The organism is Bizionia sp., from assembly GCF_048259285.1.
In the GTDB taxonomy this organism is placed as follows: Bacteria; Bacteroidota; Bacteroidia; order Flavobacteriales; family Flavobacteriaceae; genus Algorimicrobium; species Algorimicrobium hallyeonense.
On the sequence record NZ_JBLXHU010000014.1, the window covers coordinates 43180 to 66385 of the forward strand.

A 23206-nucleotide genomic window follows, 5' to 3' on the forward strand; every position below is an offset into this window, starting at 1 on the left:
TTAAGAGTTATTGGCATTTTGATAGATATAGACCTCTGTAGCACCAACACCATATTTCTGGAAGTCGGCGTCATAAAACTTAACAGCATCGTACCTGCTAAATAGATATTCTAATTCTGTTTTTAAAACACCTTCACCCACACCGTGGATAAACACCATTTTTTGAATGCGTTTTCGGATGGCGAATTCCAATTGCCCACGTGCCGTGTCTAGTTGTAAGGTTAACATATCATGATTGCTCATCCTGTTGGAGTTTTCAGTCAAATGATGAATATGCAAATCCACTTCCATAGTTGGCTGATAGCGTTCTTTAGCCTTTTTGGTAGTTGCCTGCTTTCTTTTAGGTTGTTCCTTCTCTCTTATAATGGCTTCTGCAGCTCTTAAATCTATTTTCATTGGTTTGGTAACAACCAATTCATTTGGTTCAAAATCAAGCTGAAAACCATCAGGAGTTTCAATGGTTACCACGTTGTTTTTTACTTTAGTAACTATTCCTGACAAGTCATCATCTAAAACAGCTACAGTATCTCCTATTTTAAATGTCTTCATGTTCATTTTCTTTATCATTGGACTCTTTATCAAATTTGCTCGGAATCTTACTCGAGATTTTATAAATACCATACATTAAAATAATAATTCCTATTATTAAAATGGCGACGTTTTTCTCATCTCCAGACTGACCATATATTGCTGTAATACTGCCAATTAAAATTAATAAATAGGAAACATATTGCTGCTTTTTCATGAGGTGGTCGATAAAATTTTACTGTTTGTCGAATTTAATATTAAATGTTGAAACCACATATATTTTGCATTCTTTTTTTTCGTAGATTCAAACAAGTTAATCCATTAAATGATAGCGTATTATGAAAAACAATACTTCAGTAACCCGAATACTTCATGTCTTTATTTTAACATTTTTCCTTCACGTCGGCTTGTTTGCACAGGTTGGGATTGGGACTACTACTCCAACAACAACATTAGATGTTAATGGCGCTATTTCCTTACGAGATGGTGGTACCTTGACTTTAACAAATGGAAATAACAACAATATAAATTTAGGCACTGTCCCCTACTCTAACTACAGAATTGTTGGTCCAACAACCGTTTTCAATGTGAATAGTTTAATTCCCATAGCATCTTCAGACGGCCAAATAATTACATTACAAAATACAACTAATGCTGTAATGATAATTAGACATGATGCTGGTGGCAATGTAAACAATCGGATTCTTGTTCCAAGTGAAAAAAACCTAGTGTTAACTGGAAGATATTCATCTGTAACATTAATGTATAGTGATAATCAAAACAGATGGATAGTTCAAAACAAGCTTTCAGATGAAACTATTTATGTAACTGCTCCAGCAGATTATGCACCATTTACAATTTATAATTTAACCTATCCTATTGCTGCTTGTACTTCTACATCTGCGGTTAGTGTAAATTTACTTGGTGATTGGAGCGTTTTGAACCAACCATGGGAGGATATAACTATACATCATGTAGAAGCAAGAACTGGTGAAGTTAGGTTTGTTTTAGTGAATAGTAGTCCAGGCACTACCTATATTGGGATGGACTTTGTAATTAGTGTTAGAAATTAATTCAATTAAATTATGATGAAATATCTATATATCTGTATTTTTTTATCCTGTTTTTTAACCTTTTCTCAAAAAACAAATAGTGGTGTTAAAATGAACCAAGTCACTTTAGAAAATCAAAAAAGTTATTCATTTGAAGAATATATTTTATTACCTAAAGTAGAAAAAAATGCTGTTAAAACGATTGAATCTATATCTAATGGCGAAGAACAAATTAAAAAGATTGTTTATTTAGAAAATCAAAAAACATATAGTGTCGCGGATTATCTAAATAAACCTAAATCTGAAAAAAGTGTCATTTCGGTTGAAAATTCTAAATCGGAACAAAAAAAGACCCAAGTAAAAAATATAATTATTTTAAAAAATCAAGAAGTATTAACAAGAGAAGAATATTTAGGGAGACCGAAAACAACAAAATCTATAATTATTAATAATTAAAATATTACCATGAAATATTTATATACATTAATTCTATTTGCGGTTAGTGGTTTATCATTTTCACAATCTGATTTATATGTTAGCAATGGTAGCTATGTTTATGTTGATGGCACAGGTTTTACTAGTGGAACAAATGCACCATTATATGTAACCAATTCTATTAACTTAAACACCAACAGCCATATATACCTGCGTAACGAGGCTCAAATATTACAAGGCAACAATGTTGGTAATTCTGGAGCTGGTAGATTAAGTGCTTTTCAAACAGGTACTGCAAATACCTATGCTTACAACTATTGGAGTTCTCCTGTAGGTATTAACGCTGGTGCAGCTGGAAATACAGCTTTCAGACCAAACAATAATATGTATCGTGAAACCGCGGCGCCAATTACCAGCACACCTTTTGGGTACGTAGCGGGCTATAATGGTACAACAACACAAATTGCGAGTTATTGGTTATATACATTTATTGGATTACCATCTACGACTAACGCCTATGAAGATTGGATTGGTTTAGGTGGTGGTACATTGCCCGTTGGAGGCGATCCTAATGGGACCCTAGCTTCAGGCTACGGTTTTACTATGAAGGGGAATCCAAGTGGAGGCCAACAATATGATTTTAGAGGACGACCAAATAATGGAAATATAACCGTTACCTTGAATGCCAACAGAGAAACATTAGTTGGCAACCCATACCCTTCCGCTTTAGATGCACGGGATTTTATTCACAACGCTACCAATGCTACACGGATGACTGGAACTCTTAAATATTGGGAGCAAGCACCTGGCGCTAGCTCCCATAATTTATCGGATTATGTTGGTGGTTATGGTATTTATACCATTTCGGCAGGAGGTGTTGACTCATTTACCAATGCGCCATTTACTACTTATTTACTAGATGGCACACCAACAAACGCGCCGTTTGGACCGGGCTCTAAAGTAGCGCGTCGTTATATTCCAATTGGCCAAGGTTTTATAATTGAAGGCAACGGAACAGGTGGAACCATAACTTTTAATAACGCCCAAAGGCAGTTTTATAAGCAATCTGGTGCCAATAGTTATTTCTTTAGAAACGAAACTGACAATTATGAAAGCGACTTGGATGAAATAACTTATAATGAAGATGGTTTCAATATCGTACCAGCAGATTTTAAACGTTTCCGAATTAATGTCGATTTTACAGAAAACGAATTATACACACGACAGCTGCTTATGAATTTTCACAATTCGGCAACACCTGGCTTTGACTACGGTTTAGAAGGAAAAGGTGATACGCCGTTGGCATCGGATGCGTATTGGACATTAAACAATGAACCCTATGTTATTCAGGCTTTCAGTTATGATCAAGCTTTACGAATTCCATTGATTGTTAAAGCACGAACTAATCAGCCTGTGCGTTTTAGAATTTATGACATTCAAAATTTTGATGATAGTCAACCTATCTATATTCATGATATAGAAAATGATATTTATGTGAATTTAAGAGAATCTAATTACAACATTAATTTACCTCTTGGAACGTATTCAGAGCGTTTTGAAATAACGTTTACTACTCAAACATTGGGAATACCTGATGTTGCATTTACTGATTTTACCATCTTTCAAAATAATGAAACATCCCAAATACATTTAATAAATCCAAACCTTCGTGATATTAAACATCTTATAGTTTATGATGTGTCTGGAAAACAGGTATTGGACATTAAAAACATGCCGCTTTCCGAAAAGCACACTATTTCCACTAAACAATTTAGTGATGGCATGTATGTGGTTTCTGTTGCTTTTAAATCTGGAATACATCTGAATAAAAAAGTAATCATTTCAAATAAAAAGTAAAATATTCATGGCTTTTTTTAACTTTGACTAAATTCAAATTAAAATAGTTATGTCTTCACCAGAAGATTTTATGCTACCCTGTTTAAACAAACAAATCTTTGGGTTTGATTGTATGGGCTGTGGTTTACAGCGTTCCATATCGCTTTTATATCATGGTGAATTAGTGGCTGCATTCAAAATGTATCCAGCCGTTTTTCCATTAATTGCCTTATTTATCTTCATAGCTTTCAATATTTTTTTTAAATTTCAACATTCAAACAAAATTATTAATACACTCGCCATTACAACCGTAATCGTTATAATTGGGAGTTTTACTTTAAAACTAATCACTTAAATTTTACACATGGAAAAACAAAGACTCAATCCAACACTAGTTTATGTACTGGCTATTTTAGGATTATTATGCTGTTGCGTTGCCGGTTTCGGCTTTATTTTAGCAGGAATTGCTTTTTTTATAGCGCATAGCCAAATTCAAAAAGCCCAACTAAATCCGGATGATTATGATTTAAAAAGCGTTAATGCTATGAATACCGCAAAAACGGTTGCATTAGTGATATTGATAATCAATATTCTATATTTACTTTGGTCAATCTATCAAATTATTTCAATGGGCGGATGGGATGCTTATATGGAACAATTTGATGAGGCTATGAAGCAGTTTCAGCAAGCCCAAGTTGAATAATGTTTAATTTATCTATAAAAAAAAGCGACTCACGTCGCTTTTTTTTTATTTATAATAATAGGTTTGTTTACTAATTTTACTTTTCAAATTGTTTTAGGGTTTTGGTAATAATAGCGACACAGTCTAATAATTGCGCTTCTGTCATCACTAAAGGTGGTGCAAAACGAATTATATTGCCATGCGTAGGCTTCGCTAATAAACCGTTATCACGCATTGCTAAACAAATGTTCCAGGCAGTATCACTATCTTCATCATCGTTAATTACAATAGCGTTTAATAAGCCTTTACCACGAACCAAACTTACAATGGAGCTTGTTTCAATAAACTTATTTAATTCACTGCGGAATAATTCACCAAGTTTATAAGCATTTTCTGCTAGTTTTTCATCTCTCACTACTTCTAAAGCAGCAATAGCAACGGCGGCAGCAACTGGATTACCTCCAAAAGTACTTCCGTGGTTTCCTGGACGAATAACACGCATAATAGCATCATCAGCTAAAACAGCAGATACTGGATAGGCACCACCAGACAAGGCTTTACCTAAAATTAAAACATCTGGCTTAACATTTTCATGATCTACCGCTAATAAACGACCAGTTCTAGCAATTCCTGTTTGAACTTCATCTGCAATAAATAAAACATTGTATTTTTCACAAAGTGCTTTTGCTTTTGCTAAATAATCGGCTGCAGGCACGTAAACACCAGCTTCACCTTGAATTGGTTCAACTAAAAATCCACCAACATTAGGGTTGGCTTTTAAAGCACTTTCCAAAGCGTCTAAATCATCATAGGCAATTTTGATAAATCCGTCTGTATATGGTCCGAAATTTTTACGCGCAACAGGGTCGTTTGAAAACGAAATAATAGTGGTTGTTCTACCGTGAAAATTATTTTCACAAACAATAATCTCTGCTTTATTTTCATCGATTCCTTTTACTTCGTATGCCCATTTTCTACAGATTTTTAAAGCAGTTTCAACCGCTTCTGCTCCTGTGTTCATGGGTAATAATTTATCGAATCCGAAAAATTCGCAAGCAAATTTCTCATACTTACCTAACATATCATTATGAAATGCTCTGGACGTTAATGCCAATGTAGATGCCTGCTTATGCATAGCATTAACAATTTTAGGGTGACAATGCCCTTGGTTTACTGCGGAATAAGCCGATAGAAAATCATAATACTTCTTCCCTTCTACGTCCCAAACATAAACGCCTTCACCTTTAGCCAAAACCACAGGAAGTGGGTGGTAATTGTGTGCGCCATACTTGTTTTCTAAATCAATTGCTTGTTGCGATGTTGTTACTTGGTCTAAAATAGCCATTTTAATAAATTTAAGTTGTTGAATAAAATAACCATTCCTACTGTACCTTTATTCTTCCGAAATCCCGATAGTAATCGAGACGAAAATTCAGCGTGGGAGAGAAATCATCCCTAGGGCTCGCAAATTACTAAATATCTCCTGTTTCTTAAAATATTTACCACATGTTTTTTGCTACGAAAAAAGAAAGTACTTTTGCAGCATGGCAAGAAAAAATAATAGAAAGCAAATATTCACCAATGTCGAAGTAGTTGATGCTGGTGCAAAAGGAAAAGTAATAGGGAAAGCACCCGATGGTAAAGTCATTTTTATGCCAAATGCGGTTCCAGGTGATGTGGTTGACGTGCAAACCTTTAAAAAGCGTAAAGCCTATTTTGAAGGTAAAGCAACTATTTTTCATAAACTATCCGAAAAACGTACCGAACCTGAATGCCAACATTTTGGGGTTTGTGGTGGTTGTAAGTGGCAAAATATGGGCTATGAACACCAATTATTTTACAAGCAAAAAGAAGTTACCAATAATTTAACACGTATTGGACATATAGAATTACCTGAAGTTACCCCTATTTTAGGTTGTAAGGCCCCCTACTTTTATCGTAATAAAATGGAATTTTCCTTTAGCGATAGCCGTTGGTTAACCTTGGAAGAAATTCAATCAGATAGAGATTTAGGCGATAGGAATGCTTTAGGCTTCCATATTCCAGGCATGTGGGATAAAATTTTAGATATAAAAAAATGTCACCTGCAAGCAGATCCATCCAATGCCATTAGAAATGCGGTTAGGGAGTTTGCCATTGCAAATGAGTTGGCGTTTTTCAACACCAGAAATCAACATGGTTTATTGCGAACTATGATGATAAGAACATCATCTACGGGAGATATTATGGTGATGATTCAGTTTTTTAAAGAAGATAAAATCAAGCGTGAATTACTATTAGATTATTTAGCGGAAACCTTTCCTGAAATCACCTCACTGCAATATGTAGTGAATGAAAAAGCCAATGATACCATTTACGATCAAGACGTGATTTGTTATAAAGGCTACGATTATATTTTTGAAGAAATGGAAGGCTTACGATTTAAAATCAACGCCAAATCATTTTATCAAACCAATTCGGAACAAGCGTATGAATTGTATAAAATTACCAGAGATTTCGCTGGATTAACAGGAAACGAATTGGTTTACGATTTATATACCGGAACCGGAACCATTGCGCAATTTGTTGCCAAAAAAGCGAATAAAGTGGTTGGGGTTGAGGCTGTTCCTGATGCTATTTTAGCTGCCAAAGCTAATGCACAATTAAATGGCATTGCTAACGTTGACTTTTATGTGGGCGATATGAAAAACGTCTTTAATCAGGATTTTATTAATACACACGGTCATCCAGATGTTATTATAACCGATCCACCACGCGATGGCATGCATAAAGATGTCGTTAATCAAATATTAAATATTGCACCGGAAAAAATAGTTTATGTAAGTTGCAACAGCGCAACACAAGCACGAGATTTACAACTTATGGATGCACAATATAAAGTAACACGTACACAAGCTGTGGATATGTTTCCCCAAACGCATCACGTTGAAAATGTTGTACTTTTGGAAAGAAGATAAAACCTATGAAAAAAATACTTGGCTTAATAATTCTGATTTGTTGTATCACTTTGAGTTGCGAACGTGATGATATCTGTACCTTAGATACTGTTACAACCCCACGTTTAACGATTTCGTTTTATAACATTGAAAACCCGGAACAGCAAAACCCTAGAAATGTTGCTAAATGTCGTGTTCAAGGAATTGGTAACGATGAAACACTTCCAGATTTAGATGGTACCCGAGACAAGCAAGTAATTTTACTTCCACTAAAAACAACAGAGAATAGTACGTCATATAGTATTTATAAAAATTACAAGTTAAATAATAATAATACGCCTGATAATCCAGATGATGATTTTATTACCGGTAATGAGGATATAATAACGATTTCGTACGTTACGGAAGAAGTTTACGTTTCCCGAGCATGTGGTTTTAAAACGGTTTTTAAGAACATTTCCATAACCGTTGAAGATGATGGAGACAAATGGATAAAAATTATTCAGTCTGTAAATGATAATCAAACAATAGAAAATGAATACACCACAAACTATAACATCTATCATTAAAACATGTTTGATTGGTTTGCTGTTTTGTTCAGTTTCATTTGCACAAAACGATAGCATTCCTTCAAACAAAAAATTAAAAGACAGTAGTAAGCAGCTAGAGAAATACGGACTGCGTGTTGGTGGTGATGCCAGTAAATTACTGCGTTCATTTTTAGATGATGACTATAAGGGTTTTGAAGTAAATGGTGATTTCCGATTTACAAAAAAATGGTATTTAGCTGGAGAATTTGGTGTTGAAGAAAAAACAACGACCACAGATTATATTGATGTTACAGCCACCGGAACTTACATAAAACTTGGAGCCGATTATAACGCTTACGAAAACTGGTATGGTATGAATAATTTACTGTATGGTGGTTTTCGTGTGGCATTCAGTAATTTTAGTCAAGATTTAAATAGTTTTGGTGTGTACTCGCAAAATCAATATTGGGCACCACAATTTTCATCGTCAGAATCTAAAAAATTTAGTGGACTAAATGCAGTATGGACTGAATTTATTGTGGGCTTAAAAGTAGAAGTTCTTACCAACTTGTTTTTAGGTGTTAATGCCCAATTTAAATATATAATTACGCAAAGCGAACCCGATAATTTTGAAAACATCTATATTCCTGGGTACAATAAAACCTATGATAGCGGGAGTTTTGGCTTTGGCTATGGCTATAATATTTCGTATTTAATTCCGATTTTCAAGAAAGCAAAATAGTGTTCAGTGTTCAGTGTTCAGTGTTCAGTGTTCAGTGTTCAGTGTTCAGTGTTCAGTGTTCAAAAGATTAAAAATTCCAGAAAATAAATACTAAATTCCAAAACGTAATTACAGAATTTCTACAATTAACTTCCTGTAATTACCCCAATAGCTTTTTCTCCTTGACTTTGCCAGAAGTATAAGGTCAAAGTTTATGAATCCAAATTTAAAGTTAGAAAAACGAGAGTTTATTCAGCTTGAGTTAAAAGTCATACGTCCTAACAACAGAAGGGAAACTTAATCCCGATCTTGATACTTCGCTTTTTTACTTCCTTCATACATGACATATTTAACTAAACGCGATTCTAATTTTGCATTCATTAAATGTATTTTTCGGGATGGTCGTAATCCCACATGCTTTAAAGCATCTAAATTAGATGTAATAAACCACGCATCAGTTCCTGGATAGTTTTGTTTTAAGGTGTCACCAATTGCAGCATAAAATTTTTCCATATCAATATCCAATCGTTCTCCATAAGGTGGGTTGAAAACCATATGGAGTTTGGCATCACCCGCTTTTTGAGTTTTAAAGAAATCCTCATGTTTGATACTTACAAATTCATCTAAATGGGCATTCTTCAAATTATCCTTGGCTTTTGCCACGGCACTAGGCGATTTATCATAACCTATTATTTTATGATGAAAGTCGCGTGTTTTTTTCAAAAGTGATTCTTCAATTTTTTCAAACAGTTCCACATCCCAATCGTTCCAACGTTCAAAGGCAAATTCCTTTCGCATTAAATTTGGTGGAATATTACATGCTATCATAGCAGCTTCAGCCAAAATAGTACCACTTCCACACATGGGGTCCATAAAATCCGATTGACCATCCCAACCGGATAACATAACCAGTCCTGCTGCCAAAACCTCATTTATTGGCGCTATATTTGTAGCCGTTTTATAGCCACGTTTATGTAAAGATTCGCCGGAAGAATCTAACGAAATGGTACATTGATTTCTATCTATATGAACATTCACTTTTAAATCAGGAAACCGTAAATCAATATTTGGTCGCTCATTCGTGGTGTCTCTAAATTTATCCACAATGGCATCTTTAGTTTTTAGAGAAATATATTGCGAATGGGTAAATTGTTCCGAATGAACGGTAGAACTAATAGCTAAAGTACCACTAGATTTCATATACTGACTCCAATCCATTTTATAAACTTGGTCATACAGGTCTTGTTCATCTTTAATCCGAAAACTATTTATAGGTTTTAATATTTTTATAGCCGTACGCAAACCTAAATTAGCTTTGTACATAAAACCTTTATCACCAGTAAAACTAACCATCCTAGTCCCCTTCTGGATATCAGTAGCTCCCAGTTGCAGTAGTTCTTTTTCTAATAAATCTTCAAAGCCAAATAAGGTTTTGGCAACCATTTTATAATTATTCTCCATTGCAGACATTAAATAGATTGCAAAAATACAGTATTTTTGTGGCAAGACAACAGACTTTACTCAACAAAGACATATTTTTGGGTGACGAAATAACGATTATAAGATCAAATCCCAGCATTGGGAAAACTTCTATGGAAAACACATCGCAATGGTTTGCTTCATGGTTTGACACACCATATTATCACATACTCTATAAAGATAGAGATAATAGCGAAGCACAGCTATTTATGGATACCTTAACCAATTATTTAAATCTGCCAGAAGATGGTGAAATTTTAGATTTAGCATGCGGAAAGGGCCGCCATGCTATATATTTAAACTCATTAGGTTATCGTGTTACAGGTGCCGATTTATCTGAAAACAGCATAGAACACGCGAAACAATTTGAAAATGAAACCTTAAATTTTCAAGTACATGATATGTGTAAACCTTTTAAAAAGCAGTTTGATGCTGTTTTTAATTTGTTTACTAGTTTTGGATATTTTGAAAATGAAGCGGATAACTTAAGAACCATTAAAGCTATTCAAGCGGATTTAAATGAAACCGGATTTGGAGTTATAGATTTTATGAATTGTGATTTTGTTATTGAAAATTTAGTTCCGGAAGAAACAAAAACAGTTGAGGGAATTGAGTTTCATTTAAAACGTTATGTCCAAGATGGCTATATTATAAAAGACATTCAGTTTGAAGATGCGGGAGAAAATTATAAATTTCAAGAACGTGTTCGGGCGTTTACTTTGGATGATTTTCAAGAATTATTTGATCAAGCAGGTGTTTATTTATTAGATATTTTTGGGGATTATAAATTAAATAAATTCAATAAAAACACGTCTGAACGTTTAATTATGATTTTTAAGTAATGTTACACTATTTATTACCCATATTAGCCGTTATTATTGGAGCGGCCTTGGTTATTTTAACACGCAAAAAAGCCTATTTTAACTTTAAATTGCTACTTGCTTTTAGTGGTGCCTTTTTATTAGCTCTAACGCTTTTTGAATTATTACCCGAAGTATATCATCATCTAGATGCCAAGGAAACTGGACTCTACATAATGTTTGGAATTCTAATTCAAATAATTTTAGAATTCTTTTCCAAAGGTGCAGAACATGGTCACGTTCATGTCCATACGCATGATGACTCGTTTCCTTGGGCATTATTTATAAGTTTATGTATTCATAGCTTTTTAGAAGGTTTTCCAATCCATGAACACAATGATATGGTGTATGGCGTTCTTGTTCATAAAATTCCAATTGCTACGGTTATTACGGGTTTTTTAATCCATTCAAAAGCTACTAAATTCCAAGTCATTGCCTTCTTAATAATTTTTGCTGCTATGACACCTTTGGGAACTTACATTTCGAATCACGCCAATATTGCAACGCATTACATTAGTGCTATTAATGCTATTGTAATTGGTATCTTTTTGCACATTTCAACAACCATTTTATTTGAAAGTGGTGAAGGTCATAAATTTAATCTCACCAAGTTAATAGCAATCGTTTTAGGTATTGCTGCAGCTTATATGATTTAATATTGCTTTATGTTTTCAAAAGAAGAATCTAGACAACTCCGCCAATTATTCTGGACCAGTTTTGGGAAATCCTTTCCTAGAAAATGGATCTTGTATGACACAAAAATAAAAGGGATGAGTTTTAAATTTCATTTTGATACGAAACATGCCATGGTTTCAATAGATTTGGAAGATGATTTAGAGAACCGCATCAATATTTGGGAAAAATTAGAGGCGTTAAAAACCATATTAAAAGATGATTATTTACCATTAGCTATTTTTGAAGAAGAATACTATTTAGAAAACGGCAAAGAAATCTCCCGAATTTATGTGCCTTTAGAACAAAAAGTATCCATTCATAACAAAAATACCTGGCAAGACGTAATGGTTTTTTTAAATGATACCATGAGTAAATTTGAATCCTTTTTTGAGGATTACAGAGACGTTATTACGCCTTAATCTTTTTTTTTACAAAACTCAAATTCTGCCTCTTTCACCAACCACTATAAAACAAGTTGAATTGACACCTTTCAATGAATCCTGAAAATTAAAATTTAAAACGTGATATTCAGCCAATTATATCGCGTTGATTTCCTACCTTTGCAGCCTTAAAAAATCAAGTCTCAAAATGAAATTTATAGAGACGAAATAATTTTTAATTATTATCAGATAATGGACCACCTTGTTACTTTTTCAATAACGGTATTTACAGGATTCTTTGCTATTATGAATCCAATTTCAAATTTACCTATTTTTCTATCTCTAGTTGGAAATGCCGATAAGGAAACCAAGTTACGTATTAGTAAACGTGCCGTTTTAATTGCTTTTATTATTGTGGCCATTTTTGTTATTCTTGGTAAAACCATTTTTGAGTTATTTGGTATTACTATTCCAGCCTTTAAAATTACAGGTGGTATTTTAATTTTTTATGTAGGTTTTGACATGCTGCAATCGAAAAAATCCAATTTAAAACATTTAAAAAACACACATATTGACGAGAATATTGCTGTTTCACCTTTGGCTATTCCTATTCTAGCAGGGCCTGGAACTATTGTTACGGCTATGAACTTTGTATCGGATGCTAACGCTTTAAAAATAGGCTTGGTATTATTAATTTTTGCTGTAATGTGTTTGCTTACTTATATAACCTTCAGTTTAAGCGACTTTATAGTGCGTAAAATTGGTAACAATGTGATTTCTGTAGTAGGAAAAATTATGGGTTTAATTATTGCCATTATTGGAACTAATATGATTATTGAAGGAATTAAAATTACCTTCCACCTACCGTAATATTCAGATTTAAATCACGTAAAAAAAGACCATTATAAAATGGCAAATGGCACCAGCTAATACAAAAAGATGCCAGATTACGTGGTTAAATTTTATTTTATCAATAGCATAAAATAAAATACCGGCTGTATAAGCAAAGCCCCCTGCAAATAACCAGAAAAGTCCTGTAGTACCTAAATTTTCGGATAAATAGCTGAAATCAAATATAACAAGCCATCCCATTAACAAATAAAGTAAAACGGAAAAGAATTCAAATCGTCCTGTAAAAAACACTTTTAGAACGAGTCCAAGTGCTGTTATACCCCATACGGTCCAAAATAAATGCCAACCTTTGCTGGCTTCCAGTGTTATTAAGGCAACAGGGGTATAGGTTCCGGCTATTAAAAAGTAAATACTTATATGGTCTAGAATACGGAAATAATGTTTGGGCTTATCAGATTGTACAAAATGATACAAAGTAGAAGAACTAAACAATAAAATTAAGGTTATCCCATAAACTATAACGCTAAATAAACTGTAGTCCGTTTTACCGGAATTATACAGTATTAACAACACTAAAGCGGCAATACCTGTAAGTGCGCCAAGCGCATGAGTTAAACTATTTAAACGTTCTTCAAAAGGAGTTTGTACGCGCATTAGGGCATTTCTTTGGTTTTGAGCCATTTGTTGGTTAATTCAAAAAAATCAAAATCTAAAGCAGATTCTTGACGTTCCAAACGGCCACTTTGGAAATTACGCTCTAGAACATCTTCAATTAAATAATCTTCTTTTACATTCCAAGGATCAAATTCTTCTTTAAGAGAAATATTAAAAAGTAAGGCCGTATTATTAAACCAAAAGGCGCGCCAACCACTGCGTAAATCTTTTATTAAATCGAATGTAGTTACCCCTGTTTGTCTATGAATTAATTTTACAAGAATTTGTCCTTCGGTCTTGGTAAGTTTTTTCAATTCGGCTGAAAATTCATCTTCAATATATTTCTGAATTAATTTAGCATAGCGTCGCTTTTCACTTTCACGTTCCAAGCTATTTAAGCGTTCGTTTAAAGACTCCAAACGTTCGGCTGCTAGTTTAGCATACGGATAGACTTTAATAGTTTTTCGTCTGATAACTAAATAGCGTTTCCGATCTTCATCACTATTAAATTTTAAACGATGAAGCAACATGACTTCATTTAAATTAATAGCGGTTTTAGGAATAGAATCGCCTTCAACCAAGATGTAAAAAACGTCTGTAGAGTCCTGCACCTCCTCCTCTATTTGAGCAAAAAGCATCATGGGAAAAACTAAAAATAAGTAGACAATTACTTTCATAGCTTAAAATGAATCCAAAATCGTTCCAAATTGGAAGTGTAAAATTAATAATTTAAAAACCCTTTAACCTTAAAATAGTATTAATATTGTTATTTTAGTGCAAAAATAATACAGATGGCAAAAAAGAGTATACTGAATAAAAAGTCGATGGACTTTCTAGAGAAATATTTAAATAATGCATCACCAACAGGTTATGAGTGGGAAGGGCAAAAAATTTGGATGGACTACCTAAAACCGTATGTAGATGAGTTTATTACGGATACCTATGGAACAGCAGTTGGTGTTATAAACCCAGATGCTAAATACAAGGTGGTTATTGAAGGACATGCTGATGAAATTTCTTGGTATGTTAACTATATTTCAGATAATGGATTAATTTATGTAGTTCGTAATGGTGGTAGCGATCATCAAATTGCACCAAGTAAGGTGGTTAATATTCACACGAAGAATGGTATTGTAAAAGGCGTTTTTGGATGGCCTGCAATTCATACCAGAAACAAATCCAAAGAAGAGGCACCAAAACCTGATAATATTTGTATTGATGTGGGTGCAAAAGACAAAGCAGAAGTGGAAAAAATGGACATCCATGTCGGTTGTGTTATTACTTACCCGGATGAATTTCATATCCTAAACAACGATAAATTTGTTTGTCGTGCTTTAGATAACCGTATGGGTGGATTTATGATTGCAGAAGTAGCGAGGCTTTTAAAAGAAAATAAGAAAACACTACCTTTTGGTTTATATATTACCAACTCGGTTCAAGAAGAAATTGGTTTACGTGGTGCTGAAATGATTACTCAAACTATAAAACCTAATGTGGCTATTGTAACCGATGTTACCCATGACACAACAACACCAATGATTGAACAGAAAAAAGAAGGATATGTGGAAATGGGTCTTGGTCCTGTTATTGCGTATGCTCCAGCTGTTCAACAAAAACTGCGGGATTTAATTACGGAAACGGCTGAAGAGAAAAAGATTCCGTTTCAACGTGCTGCACTCTCTAGAGCAACAGGAACAGATACAGATGCCTTTGCGTATAGCAATGGTGGTGTGCCTTCTGCTCTAATTTCATTACCGCTGCGTTATATGCATACCACTGTGGAAATGGTTCATAAAGACGATGTTGAAAATGTTATTAAAATGATTTATGAAACATTATTAAAAATGAAAGAAGGCGAAACGTATTCGTATTTTAAATAAGAAGCTTTAAAGCATAGAATAAGCTATGTAGCCCACAATGTCACCTTGAGCGAAGTCGAATTATTAGCAAATAATAAAACCTCGACTTCGTTCAGTTTGACAAATTATAAACAGGTACCAATTAGTGCAACTTTTTGACCTGTTTTATTTTGCTGGCACAAATTCAATTTTTCTGGATTGCTCTATTATCTCCTCTTTATTAAGTAGCATTTTTCTAAATTCCCCATTAATATACATATCTGCTTGGTCTGAATAATGTTCACTAAACGGATTTCCAGATTGACCGGTTGGTAGTATACTCATACTGTTTTCCACATCGGAAAAATCTATAATACGTCGTGTAGAAGGACCGCCTTTTGCTTCATACAAACCAGAATCGGTATAGTCAAATAATATATTATTTATAACTTCTTTATTGCCTTCCGCAGGAAATGGACCAACATTAAAAAGTGGTTTTAAGGCTTCAACAGCACTTAAAGCATGATTGTGTTCCAAAGTATGCACTTTTCCCCACGTCCAAGCCTTCATATCGGTTCCTAGTTGCGCATCTAAAGCCGCCACTGTTTCTTTTAAGGATTGTGTTAAAATAGCGCTTTTGGTTTCTGTGGTATTCGTTGCTATATTATTCCACCATATAGAACTATCATTAACGAGCTGCTTAATAATGGTTCTCTTTAACAAATGGGTTTTTAATAATTGATTAAAAAGTGTTTCGCCTAATTCATCCTTATAGGTATTTTCTAAATAACGAAAAATAAATTTGGTGTAAATGGTTGGTGCAACTTCATTCGTATTACTATTTCCTTTCCAACTTTTTAAAACATCTAAAGCGGCCATTTCTTGTTTGTTTAAATCCGAATTTGAAATATAATTCGATACATGCGCAATGATGTTTAAATGAACTGGTGATGTAACATCATTCATCATGTTGGAAGTACTTTCCATATCCCAATCATTTTTTGGATCCAATAATTCAACAATACGTTTGGCTCTGTTTTCAGGCAAATAGTAACCCGGATATAACATATTTGCAGTAGAGTCCGGTTGATTATTAGCTGAATACACATAGCCCCAATTGGGATTTTCAGCCATAGGGTTGTCCTTGAAATCTAAATATTCAATAGGATCATCTTCACCAGATGCGCCATTTAAAATAAACTTCGGATTTACGTGAGGCTTATGTTTATAAAGCTTACCTGTTGCCCACCAGGCTACGTTACCTTTGGCATCGCCGTACATGATATTTAAACCTGGTGCATGAATTAAAGAGGCACCTGCTTTGGCTTCACTCATATTTTTTGCATGCGAAATTTTATAAATAGCATCAAGAAGATTATTGTCTAACTGCGTATAAACCCATTGAATGGCAATGGGACTATCTCCAGTAATTTCATCTTGAATATCAGTCATTATCGGTCCATGATAGGATTTTTTGACCACCAAATCAATGGGGTCTTGATCCTTCACCTGAATAGTTTTAGTCGTATAGGCATATTTTTTATAACCATCTGCTGTTTTATAAAGCGTGGAGTCTGTTGGATGATTTTCTTCTTTGTAAAAATCTATATCATCGTTTTCAAACATGGTAATTCCATAGGCATAGTCTCTATTATGACCTAAAACAGGAAACGGAATTCCAGCTAAATAATACCCGTAAATTTCACGGTTAGGTATTGTAATATGGGCTTCATACCAAACCGCAGGTTGCGCATAAGCAATATGTGGATCGTTGGCTAAAATAACACGACCAGACTTGGTTTTATTTGGCGAAATAACCCAACTATTACTTCCTATAAATAACGGAATTGGCAGGTTTTCTGTGACAGATTGGATGTTTTGTGCTATGTCATCCAAAACCGTTTCAGGGAGTTCTACACTATTCTTTATAAGGGTTGTTTGACTATTAGGCAAAACATCTAGATCTAGAAGATAATCATCACCTAACTTTTGCTTGATATTGGTAATTACAGGATCTGTTTTTTGAGCTTGTGCAAAACTAAATGCCATATACCCAAATACATTATAGATATCAGTCAAAGTAAAATGTTCTTTTTCTACGCCCGCCAAAGTAAATTCTATGGGTGTTGGTCCCTCGTCTATAAATTGATTAACACCATCTAAATAAGCCATAGCTTCTAAATAGGGATTACCTGTTTTATCGAGTTTATTTATGGCTACTTCGGTAGCTTCATCAACAGATAATGTTTTAAAAAATTTATCGGTTTGAATTAATTTTTCGCCTAAAATCTCCGACAAATTACCTGGAGCAATCCGCTTCATTAACTCCATTTGCCATAATCTATCCTGCGCATGTAAATACCCTAAAGCAGTCATAGCATCTAAATTATTATTGGCATAAATATGCGGAATTCCATAGGCATCAAAATAAGCTTCTGTACCTTCCGAAATGTTTTTTAAATCAATGGTGCCAGAATAGGTTGGTTTTTGATAACGCGTATAGACAAAACCACTAATTAAAATAAGGAGTACTAAAAAAACTAATACTTTTAAAATCTTTTTAATCATAATAAATTTGGATGTATAGAGGTAATCTGTAAATATAATACCTTTTGTGTTTATCTTCATTAAATTTGCTCCTAGTTTGAAAACCAATCAGTACATGGAAGAAAATATTGACATTGTTACCAAAACCGGAGAACCAACTGGAAAAACCGCATTAAAATCGGAAATTCACAGTAAAGGCTATTACCACAATACAGCACATATTTGGTTTTATACAGAAGATGGCCAGATACTATTAGCACAACGTGCAGCAAGTAAAGCTATTTACCCATTGCTTTGGGATGTTTCCGTTGCTGGACATGTAGACGCTGGCGAAACAATTGAAGAGGCTGCTATTCGGGAAACACAAGAAGAAATTGGCTTAACAATTTCCGAAACGGATTTGCATAAAATTGGTATTTTTCCTTGTTTTCAAAGCTATGAAAATGGGATAATTGATAATGAATTTCACCATACTTATATTGCCAAATTACAAGTTTCAATGGAAAATTTAATACCCCAACCTGGCGAAGTTGAAGCTTTGCAATTAGTAACGCTTAATCAGTTTAAATCCCTTTTAGAACAAAGTGAGACCAATGGTTATTTCGTGGTTACAAATGTTGGATATTATGAAACGGTTTTAAAAGCCATAACATCGTTCACGCTGTAAGTCCCAATTTTTATTTACTTTTCAACCATGAATCTATTCCTAGTTGCCATTGCGCCTGTTTGCATCATCATCCTCTATATTTATTTAAAAGATAAATACGAGAAAGAGCCGAAGCTCCTACTCTTCTACTCCTTTCTTTTCGGTGCATTTGTTAGTGTAATTTTAACAACCATATTATATATTTTATTTGATTATTACTTCTTCCTAGATAAAGCAAGTGTTCTTCACATGTTTATTAGAGCCTTTTTTGTCGTTGGTTTAACAGAAGAATTTAGCAAATATATTATCGTTCGTTATTATGCCCAACCAAAGGAAGCTTTTAACGAACCTTTTGATGGGATTGTATACGCGGTAATGGTTTCCATGGGATTTGCGGCTACTGAAAACATTATGTATGTATTGGAAGGCGGTTTTGAAGCAGCGTTTTTACGAGCCTTTACGGCCATTCCAGCTCATGCAACCTTTGGGATATTAATGGGATATTATATGGGGAAAGCCAAGTTTTCAAAAAATAAAAGATTGCTAAACATATTTGGTTTGAAGCTCGCTATTATCTTTCATGGTGCTTATGATTTTTTCCTATTTATCGATTTTATACCAGGTATTTGGGTTGGTGCTTTTGTATCCTTATTTATTGGTCTGGTTTTATCCCGAAATGCCATTAAACGTCATCAAAACAATTCGCATTTTAAACTCTAGTTAAATCTAAAAACCGTTTGAACAAAACGGTTCATATTCCTTATATTTACACTTCTAAAATTAAATTAATGAGTCAAACTTACCGTACAAAAGTTAACAACATCTACGATTTCGATTTACAACAGGAGTCTATTGAAGCCCTAGACAGTATTCAAGAAAGTGCCAATAACTATCATATTTTAAGCAAAAACAAATCGTATAAAGCTGAAATTATACAACGTAATTTTAATGCGAAACAATATCAAATAAAAATTAATGGCACCCTGTATCAAATAGCCATTGAAGATTATTTAGATGTGCTTATTAAAGATTTAGGTTTCGAAATTGGCGCTTCAAAACAAGTAAACGATATTAAAGCACCTATGCCAGGATTAATTTTAGATATAGCGGTAAAAGTTGGACAAGAAGTCCATGAAGATGATACCTTGCTTATTTTAGAGGCCATGAAAATGGAAAACGTAATTACATCACCGCGAAGTGGTGTTATAAAATCGGTTTCCGTAAATCAAGGCGATGCCGTTGATAAAAATCAACTATTAATAGAATTTGAATAAACTTTAAGGCGTACATGTTGTTCGTTTGAAAAAAGTATAATCCCTTCAGGGAATACGTAATAAAAAAAAAGATTCCTGTTTCTTCAGGAACGATAATAAATTTATCGATGAAAAAAATACTAATTGCAAATCGTGGTGAAATTGCTATTCGTGTCATGCGAACAGCAAAAAAAATGGGCATTAAAACGGTGGCTATTTACTCAACTATAGACCGAAATGCGCCTCACGTAAAATATGCAGATGAAGCTGTTTTAATAGGCGAAGCACCTTCTAACCAATCCTATTTATTAGGGGATAAAATTATTGAAGTTGCAAAAAGCCTCAATGTAGATGCTATTCATCCAGGATATGGATTTCTTTCAGAAAATGCCGAATTTGCTGAATCATGCGAGGCTAATAACATCATTTTTATTGGACCAAAATCTAAAGCCATAAAAATTATGGGTAGTAAATTAGCAGCCAAAGAAGCTGTGAAACACTACAATATTCCTATGGTTCCTGGAACTGAAGAAGCTATAACAGATATTCCAGAGGCTAAAAAAATAGCTAAAGAAATTGGATTTCCTATTCTAATTAAAGCGTCTGCCGGTGGTGGTGGAAAAGGCATGCGTATCGTTGAAAAAGAAGAAAATTTCGAATCGCAAATGAATCGTGCCATTAGTGAAGCAACTTCTGCTTTTGGTGATGGTTCTGTTTTTATTGAAAAATATGTAACCTCGCCACGCCATATTGAAATTCAAGTCATGGCAGATACACATGGCAATATTATTCATTTATTTGAACGGGAATGTAGTATTCAACGTCGTCATCAAAAAGTTGTAGAAGAAGCACCTTCATCTGTACTCACTCCTGAACTACGAAATAAAATGGGTGAAGCAGCCATAAAAGTGGCTAAAGCCTGCGATTATATTGGTGCTGGAACAGTTGAATTTTTACTAGATGGTGATCATAATTTCTATTTCCTTGAAATGAATACACGCTTACAAGTGGAACATCCTGTTACCGAGCTTATAAGTAATACCGATTTGGTAGAATTACAAATTCGGGTAGCACGTGGCGAAGCGTTACCCTTAAGCCAATCCGATTTAAAAATAAACGGTCATGCATTAGAGTTACGTGTTTATGCTGAAGACCCCTTAAACGATTTCCTACCAAGTGTTGGTAATTTAGAGGTTTACAAACTACCTGTAGGTAAAAATATTCGTGTAGATAACGGGTTTGAAGAAGGTATGGACGTTCCAATTTATTACGACCCGATGTTATCCAAACTTATTACCTATGGAAAAACACGAGAAGAAGCTATTGAGCTAATGATTTCAGCTATTGCAGATTATCATATTCAAGGTATCGAAACAACCTTACCATTTGGATCATTTGTTTGCAAACATGAAGCCTTTCGTTCCGGTAATTTTGATACCCATTTTGTAAAAAAGTTTTATTCCCCAGAGGCATTAAAAGAAAGTCAAGAAGCCGAAGCAAAAATAGCAGCTATGATAGCCGTAAAACAGTATTTAGCGGATCAGAAATTATTGCGAGTACCCCTTAAATAGTTTGCAGTTACTATAAACAGTTTCCAATAACAACGAGTAAATAAATTAAAAAATTTCAAAAGCTAAATGCATCTGCACTTTAGCGAGAAAACATAAAAAAAATGGATTCAAAAATAAAAACCTTAAACGAAAAATTAGCACAATCCTATTTAGGTGGTGGTGAAAAACGTATTGAAAAGCAACATGCAAACAAAAAACTCACCGCTCGTGAGCGCGTTTTATATCTTTTAGACGAAGGCTCATTTGAAGAAATAGGCGCATTAGTCACACACAGAACCAAAGATTTTGGGATGGACAAGCAACAGTATTATGGGGATGGTGTTGTAACAGGTTATGGAACCGTTTCTGGCAGATTGGTTTATGTTTTTGCGCAAGATTTCACCGTTTTTGGAGGCTCTCTTTCAGAAACACATGCTGAAAAAATCTGTAAAGTTATGGATTTAGCTGTAAAAGTGGGTGCTCCTATTATAGGACTTAATGATTCTGGAGGCGCACGAATTCAAGAAGGCGTCCGTTCGCTTGGTGGTTATGCAGATATATTTTATCGTAATGTGCAAGCTTCAGGCGTTATTCCACAGTTATCTGCTATCATGGGACCTTGTGCTGGAGGTGCCGTATATTCGCCTGCTATGACGGATTTCACGCTCATGGTTCAAGACACAAGTTATATGTTTGTTACAGGCCCAAATGTTGTTAAAACGGTTACCAATGAAAACGTAACTAGTGAAGAGCTAGGTGGCGCAAGTGCACATGCAACCAAATCTGGTGTGGCACATATTACGGCAACTAATGATGTAGAATGTCTAGAAGATATTAAAAAATTATTGAGTTACTTACCTCAAAACAATCAAGAAAAAACAAAAGATATCCCTTATGAATTAGCTGATGAAATGCGCGAGGAATTATCACAAATTATTCCAGACAATGCCAATAAACCATATGACATGCACGCGGTTATTTCTGGAATTATTGATACCGATTCTTTCTACGAAATTCATAAAGACCACGCCGAAAATATTATAGTAGGCTTTGCCAGATTAGGCGGAAAAAGTATAGGTATTGTTGCTAATCAGCCCATGTTTTTAGCTGGTGTTTTAGATGTTAATAGCGCCAAAAAAGCGGCTCGTTTTGTTCGTTTTTGCGATGCGTTTAATATTCCGCTTCTAGTTTTAGAAGATGTACCCGGTTTTTTACCGGGAACAGACCAAGAATGGAATGGTATTATTGTACATGGCGCCAAATTGTTGTACGCCTTTAGTGAAGCAACGGTTCCAAGAATAACAGTTATTACTAGAAAAGCATATGGTGGTGCTTATGATGTTATGAACTCCAAACATATTGGAGCTGATATGAATTACGCCTGGCCAAGTGCCGAAATTGCCGTTATGGGTGCCAAAGGTGCAGCCGAAATTATCTTTAAAAAGGAGATTAATGCGGCCGATGATAAAGATGCTAAATGGAAAGAAAAAGAAGCCGAATATGCCGATTTATTTGCCAACCCCTACAGTGCTGCTCAACGTGGGTTTATAGATGAAGTCATTTTACCAGAAACAACGCGACGTAAATTAATTAAAGCATTTGCAATGTTAGAGGACAAACAGGTTGAAAAACCGAAACGCAAGCATGGAAATATTCCCCTGTAAGGTAAATTACTAGATTAAATAAGTAAAAAAATAAGCCATACGTTTTCAAGTATGGCTTATTCAATTTAAATAATTATTAAAAAAACTA

25 protein-coding genes are annotated in these 23206 nt (G+C 34.3%); 18 read left to right on the forward strand and 7 right to left on the reverse strand.

Annotated elements, in window-relative coordinates:
- Window positions 1-549, reverse strand: a complete 549-nt coding sequence (locus ACN0QX_RS08685) for a Smr/MutS family protein (protein WP_248399130.1) — start codon at window positions 547-549, stop codon at window positions 1-3.
- The gene (locus ACN0QX_RS08690; RefSeq protein WP_417196382.1) at window positions 536-745 is read right to left on the reverse strand and encodes a hypothetical protein; all 210 of its coding nucleotides are present in this window, start codon (window positions 743-745) and stop codon (window positions 536-538) included. Before ACN0QX_RS08690 ends, ACN0QX_RS08685 begins: the two co-directional genes overlap by 14 nt.
- Before the next feature lie 121 nt (window positions 746-866).
- Here ACN0QX_RS08690 and ACN0QX_RS08695 point away from each other — a divergent pair, with 121 nt between their 5' ends.
- From ACN0QX_RS08695 to ACN0QX_RS08715, 5 genes are read left to right on the forward strand one after another with little or no spacing between them, the layout of a single operon-like run.
- Window positions 867-1601: a hypothetical protein gene (locus ACN0QX_RS08695; RefSeq protein ID WP_417196384.1), complete on the forward strand. Its 735-nt coding sequence runs from the start codon at window positions 867-869 to the stop codon at window positions 1599-1601.
- 12 nt (window positions 1602-1613) lie between these two features.
- Window positions 1614-2036 carry a hypothetical protein gene (locus ACN0QX_RS08700; protein ID WP_248399124.1) on the forward strand — a complete coding sequence of 141 codons (423 nt, stop codon included), beginning with the start codon at window positions 1614-1616 and terminating at the stop codon, window positions 2034-2036.
- 9 nt (window positions 2037-2045) lie between these two features.
- Entirely contained in the window at window positions 2046-3872 is a 1827-nt protein-coding gene (locus ACN0QX_RS08705; protein WP_417196386.1) for a T9SS type A sorting domain-containing protein, read from the forward strand.
- Window positions 3873-3921: 49 nt separating this feature from the next.
- Window positions 3922-4206, forward strand: a complete 285-nt coding sequence (locus ACN0QX_RS08710) for a DUF2752 domain-containing protein (protein ID WP_248399121.1) — start codon at window positions 3922-3924, stop codon at window positions 4204-4206.
- A gap of 9 nt (window positions 4207-4215) precedes the next feature.
- Window positions 4216-4554, forward strand: coding sequence for a CCC motif membrane protein (locus ACN0QX_RS08715; RefSeq protein WP_417196389.1), 339 nt, complete (start codon window positions 4216-4218; stop codon window positions 4552-4554).
- 76 nt (window positions 4555-4630) lie between these two features.
- Here ACN0QX_RS08715 and rocD read toward each other — a convergent pair whose 3' ends face one another.
- Complete coding sequence (gene rocD / locus ACN0QX_RS08720) at window positions 4631-5878, reverse strand: ornithine--oxo-acid transaminase (protein ID WP_417196391.1); 1248 nt, start codon at window positions 5876-5878, stop codon at window positions 4631-4633.
- 199 nt (window positions 5879-6077) lie between these two features.
- Here rocD and rlmD point away from each other — a divergent pair, with 199 nt between their 5' ends.
- The 3 genes from rlmD to ACN0QX_RS08735 are packed head-to-tail and all read left to right on the forward strand — an operon-like array spanning window position 6078 to window position 8741.
- Window positions 6078-7490 (forward strand): 23S rRNA (uracil(1939)-C(5))-methyltransferase RlmD, encoded by a 1413-nt coding sequence (gene rlmD / locus ACN0QX_RS08725; protein WP_417196393.1) that lies wholly within the window; start codon window positions 6078-6080, stop codon window positions 7488-7490.
- 5 nt (window positions 7491-7495) lie between these two features.
- Window positions 7496-8038 (forward strand): DUF6452 family protein, encoded by a 543-nt coding sequence (locus ACN0QX_RS08730; protein ID WP_248399113.1) that lies wholly within the window; start codon window positions 7496-7498, stop codon window positions 8036-8038.
- Window positions 8004-8741: a DUF6048 family protein gene (locus ACN0QX_RS08735; RefSeq protein WP_248399111.1), complete on the forward strand. Its 738-nt coding sequence runs from the start codon at window positions 8004-8006 to the stop codon at window positions 8739-8741. The genes ACN0QX_RS08730 and ACN0QX_RS08735 overlap by 35 nt, the downstream gene beginning before the upstream one ends.
- Before the next feature lie 276 nt (window positions 8742-9017).
- Here ACN0QX_RS08735 and ACN0QX_RS08740 read toward each other — a convergent pair whose 3' ends face one another.
- Window positions 9018-10181, reverse strand: a complete 1164-nt coding sequence (locus ACN0QX_RS08740) for a THUMP domain-containing class I SAM-dependent RNA methyltransferase (protein WP_417196432.1) — start codon at window positions 10179-10181, stop codon at window positions 9018-9020.
- Window positions 10182-10312: 131 nt separating this feature from the next.
- On the opposite strand from ACN0QX_RS08740, the gene ACN0QX_RS08745 reads away from it, so the two are divergent.
- The 4 genes from ACN0QX_RS08745 (at window position 10313) to ACN0QX_RS08760 (ending at window position 12984) form a co-directional block, all read left to right on the forward strand.
- Window positions 10313-11041: a class I SAM-dependent methyltransferase gene (locus ACN0QX_RS08745; RefSeq protein ID WP_417196395.1), complete on the forward strand. Its 729-nt coding sequence runs from the start codon at window positions 10313-10315 to the stop codon at window positions 11039-11041.
- Window positions 11041-11715 carry a ZIP family metal transporter gene (locus ACN0QX_RS08750; RefSeq protein ID WP_376860898.1) on the forward strand — a complete coding sequence of 225 codons (675 nt, stop codon included), beginning with the start codon at window positions 11041-11043 and terminating at the stop codon, window positions 11713-11715. Before ACN0QX_RS08745 ends, ACN0QX_RS08750 begins: the two co-directional genes overlap by 1 nt.
- A gap of 9 nt (window positions 11716-11724) precedes the next feature.
- Window positions 11725-12153 carry a DUF4268 domain-containing protein gene (locus ACN0QX_RS08755; protein WP_248399103.1) on the forward strand — a complete coding sequence of 143 codons (429 nt, stop codon included), beginning with the start codon at window positions 11725-11727 and terminating at the stop codon, window positions 12151-12153.
- A 213-nt stretch (window positions 12154-12366) separates the two neighbouring features.
- On the forward strand, window positions 12367-12984 hold the full coding sequence (locus tag ACN0QX_RS08760) for a MarC family protein (protein WP_248399101.1): 618 nt from the start codon (window positions 12367-12369) through the stop codon (window positions 12982-12984).
- A gap of 9 nt (window positions 12985-12993) precedes the next feature.
- Here the strand turns inward: ACN0QX_RS08760 and trhA are convergent, their stop codons facing one another.
- Entirely contained in the window at window positions 12994-13620 is a 627-nt protein-coding gene (gene trhA / locus ACN0QX_RS08765; protein ID WP_417196399.1) for a PAQR family membrane homeostasis protein TrhA, read from the reverse strand.
- The gene (locus tag ACN0QX_RS08770; protein WP_248399097.1) at window positions 13620-14297 is read right to left on the reverse strand and encodes a DUF4294 domain-containing protein; all 678 of its coding nucleotides are present in this window, start codon (window positions 14295-14297) and stop codon (window positions 13620-13622) included. The genes trhA and ACN0QX_RS08770 overlap by 1 nt, the downstream gene beginning before the upstream one ends.
- 114 nt (window positions 14298-14411) lie before the next feature.
- On the opposite strand from ACN0QX_RS08770, the gene ACN0QX_RS08775 reads away from it, so the two are divergent.
- Window positions 14412-15500: a M42 family metallopeptidase gene (locus ACN0QX_RS08775; RefSeq protein WP_248399095.1), complete on the forward strand. Its 1089-nt coding sequence runs from the start codon at window positions 14412-14414 to the stop codon at window positions 15498-15500.
- A 144-nt stretch (window positions 15501-15644) separates the two neighbouring features.
- Here ACN0QX_RS08775 and ACN0QX_RS08780 read toward each other — a convergent pair whose 3' ends face one another.
- Complete coding sequence (locus ACN0QX_RS08780; RefSeq protein WP_417196402.1) at window positions 15645-18086, reverse strand: penicillin acylase family protein; 2442 nt, start codon at window positions 18084-18086, stop codon at window positions 15645-15647.
- Between the two features lie 34 nt (window positions 18087-18120).
- Between ACN0QX_RS08780 and ACN0QX_RS08785 the strand changes: the two genes are divergently transcribed.
- The 5 genes from ACN0QX_RS08785 (at window position 18121) to ACN0QX_RS08805 (ending at window position 23118) form a co-directional block, all read left to right on the forward strand.
- Window positions 18121-18672: an NUDIX hydrolase gene (locus tag ACN0QX_RS08785; RefSeq protein WP_417196404.1), complete on the forward strand. Its 552-nt coding sequence runs from the start codon at window positions 18121-18123 to the stop codon at window positions 18670-18672.
- A gap of 27 nt (window positions 18673-18699) precedes the next feature.
- Entirely contained in the window at window positions 18700-19371 is a 672-nt protein-coding gene (locus tag ACN0QX_RS08790; RefSeq protein ID WP_417196406.1) for a PrsW family intramembrane metalloprotease, read from the forward strand.
- Window positions 19372-19439: 68 nt separating this feature from the next.
- A complete protein-coding gene (locus ACN0QX_RS08795; RefSeq protein WP_248399087.1) occupies window positions 19440-19925 on the forward strand; it encodes an acetyl-CoA carboxylase biotin carboxyl carrier protein subunit in 486 nt (161 codons plus the stop codon).
- A 107-nt stretch (window positions 19926-20032) separates the two neighbouring features.
- Window positions 20033-21475 carry an acetyl-CoA carboxylase biotin carboxylase subunit gene (accC, locus tag ACN0QX_RS08800; protein ID WP_417196409.1) on the forward strand — a complete coding sequence of 481 codons (1443 nt, stop codon included), beginning with the start codon at window positions 20033-20035 and terminating at the stop codon, window positions 21473-21475.
- Between the two features lie 101 nt (window positions 21476-21576).
- Complete coding sequence (locus ACN0QX_RS08805) at window positions 21577-23118, forward strand: acyl-CoA carboxylase subunit beta (protein ID WP_417196410.1); 1542 nt, start codon at window positions 21577-21579, stop codon at window positions 23116-23118.
- The last annotated feature ends 88 nt before the right edge of the window (window positions 23119-23206 follow it).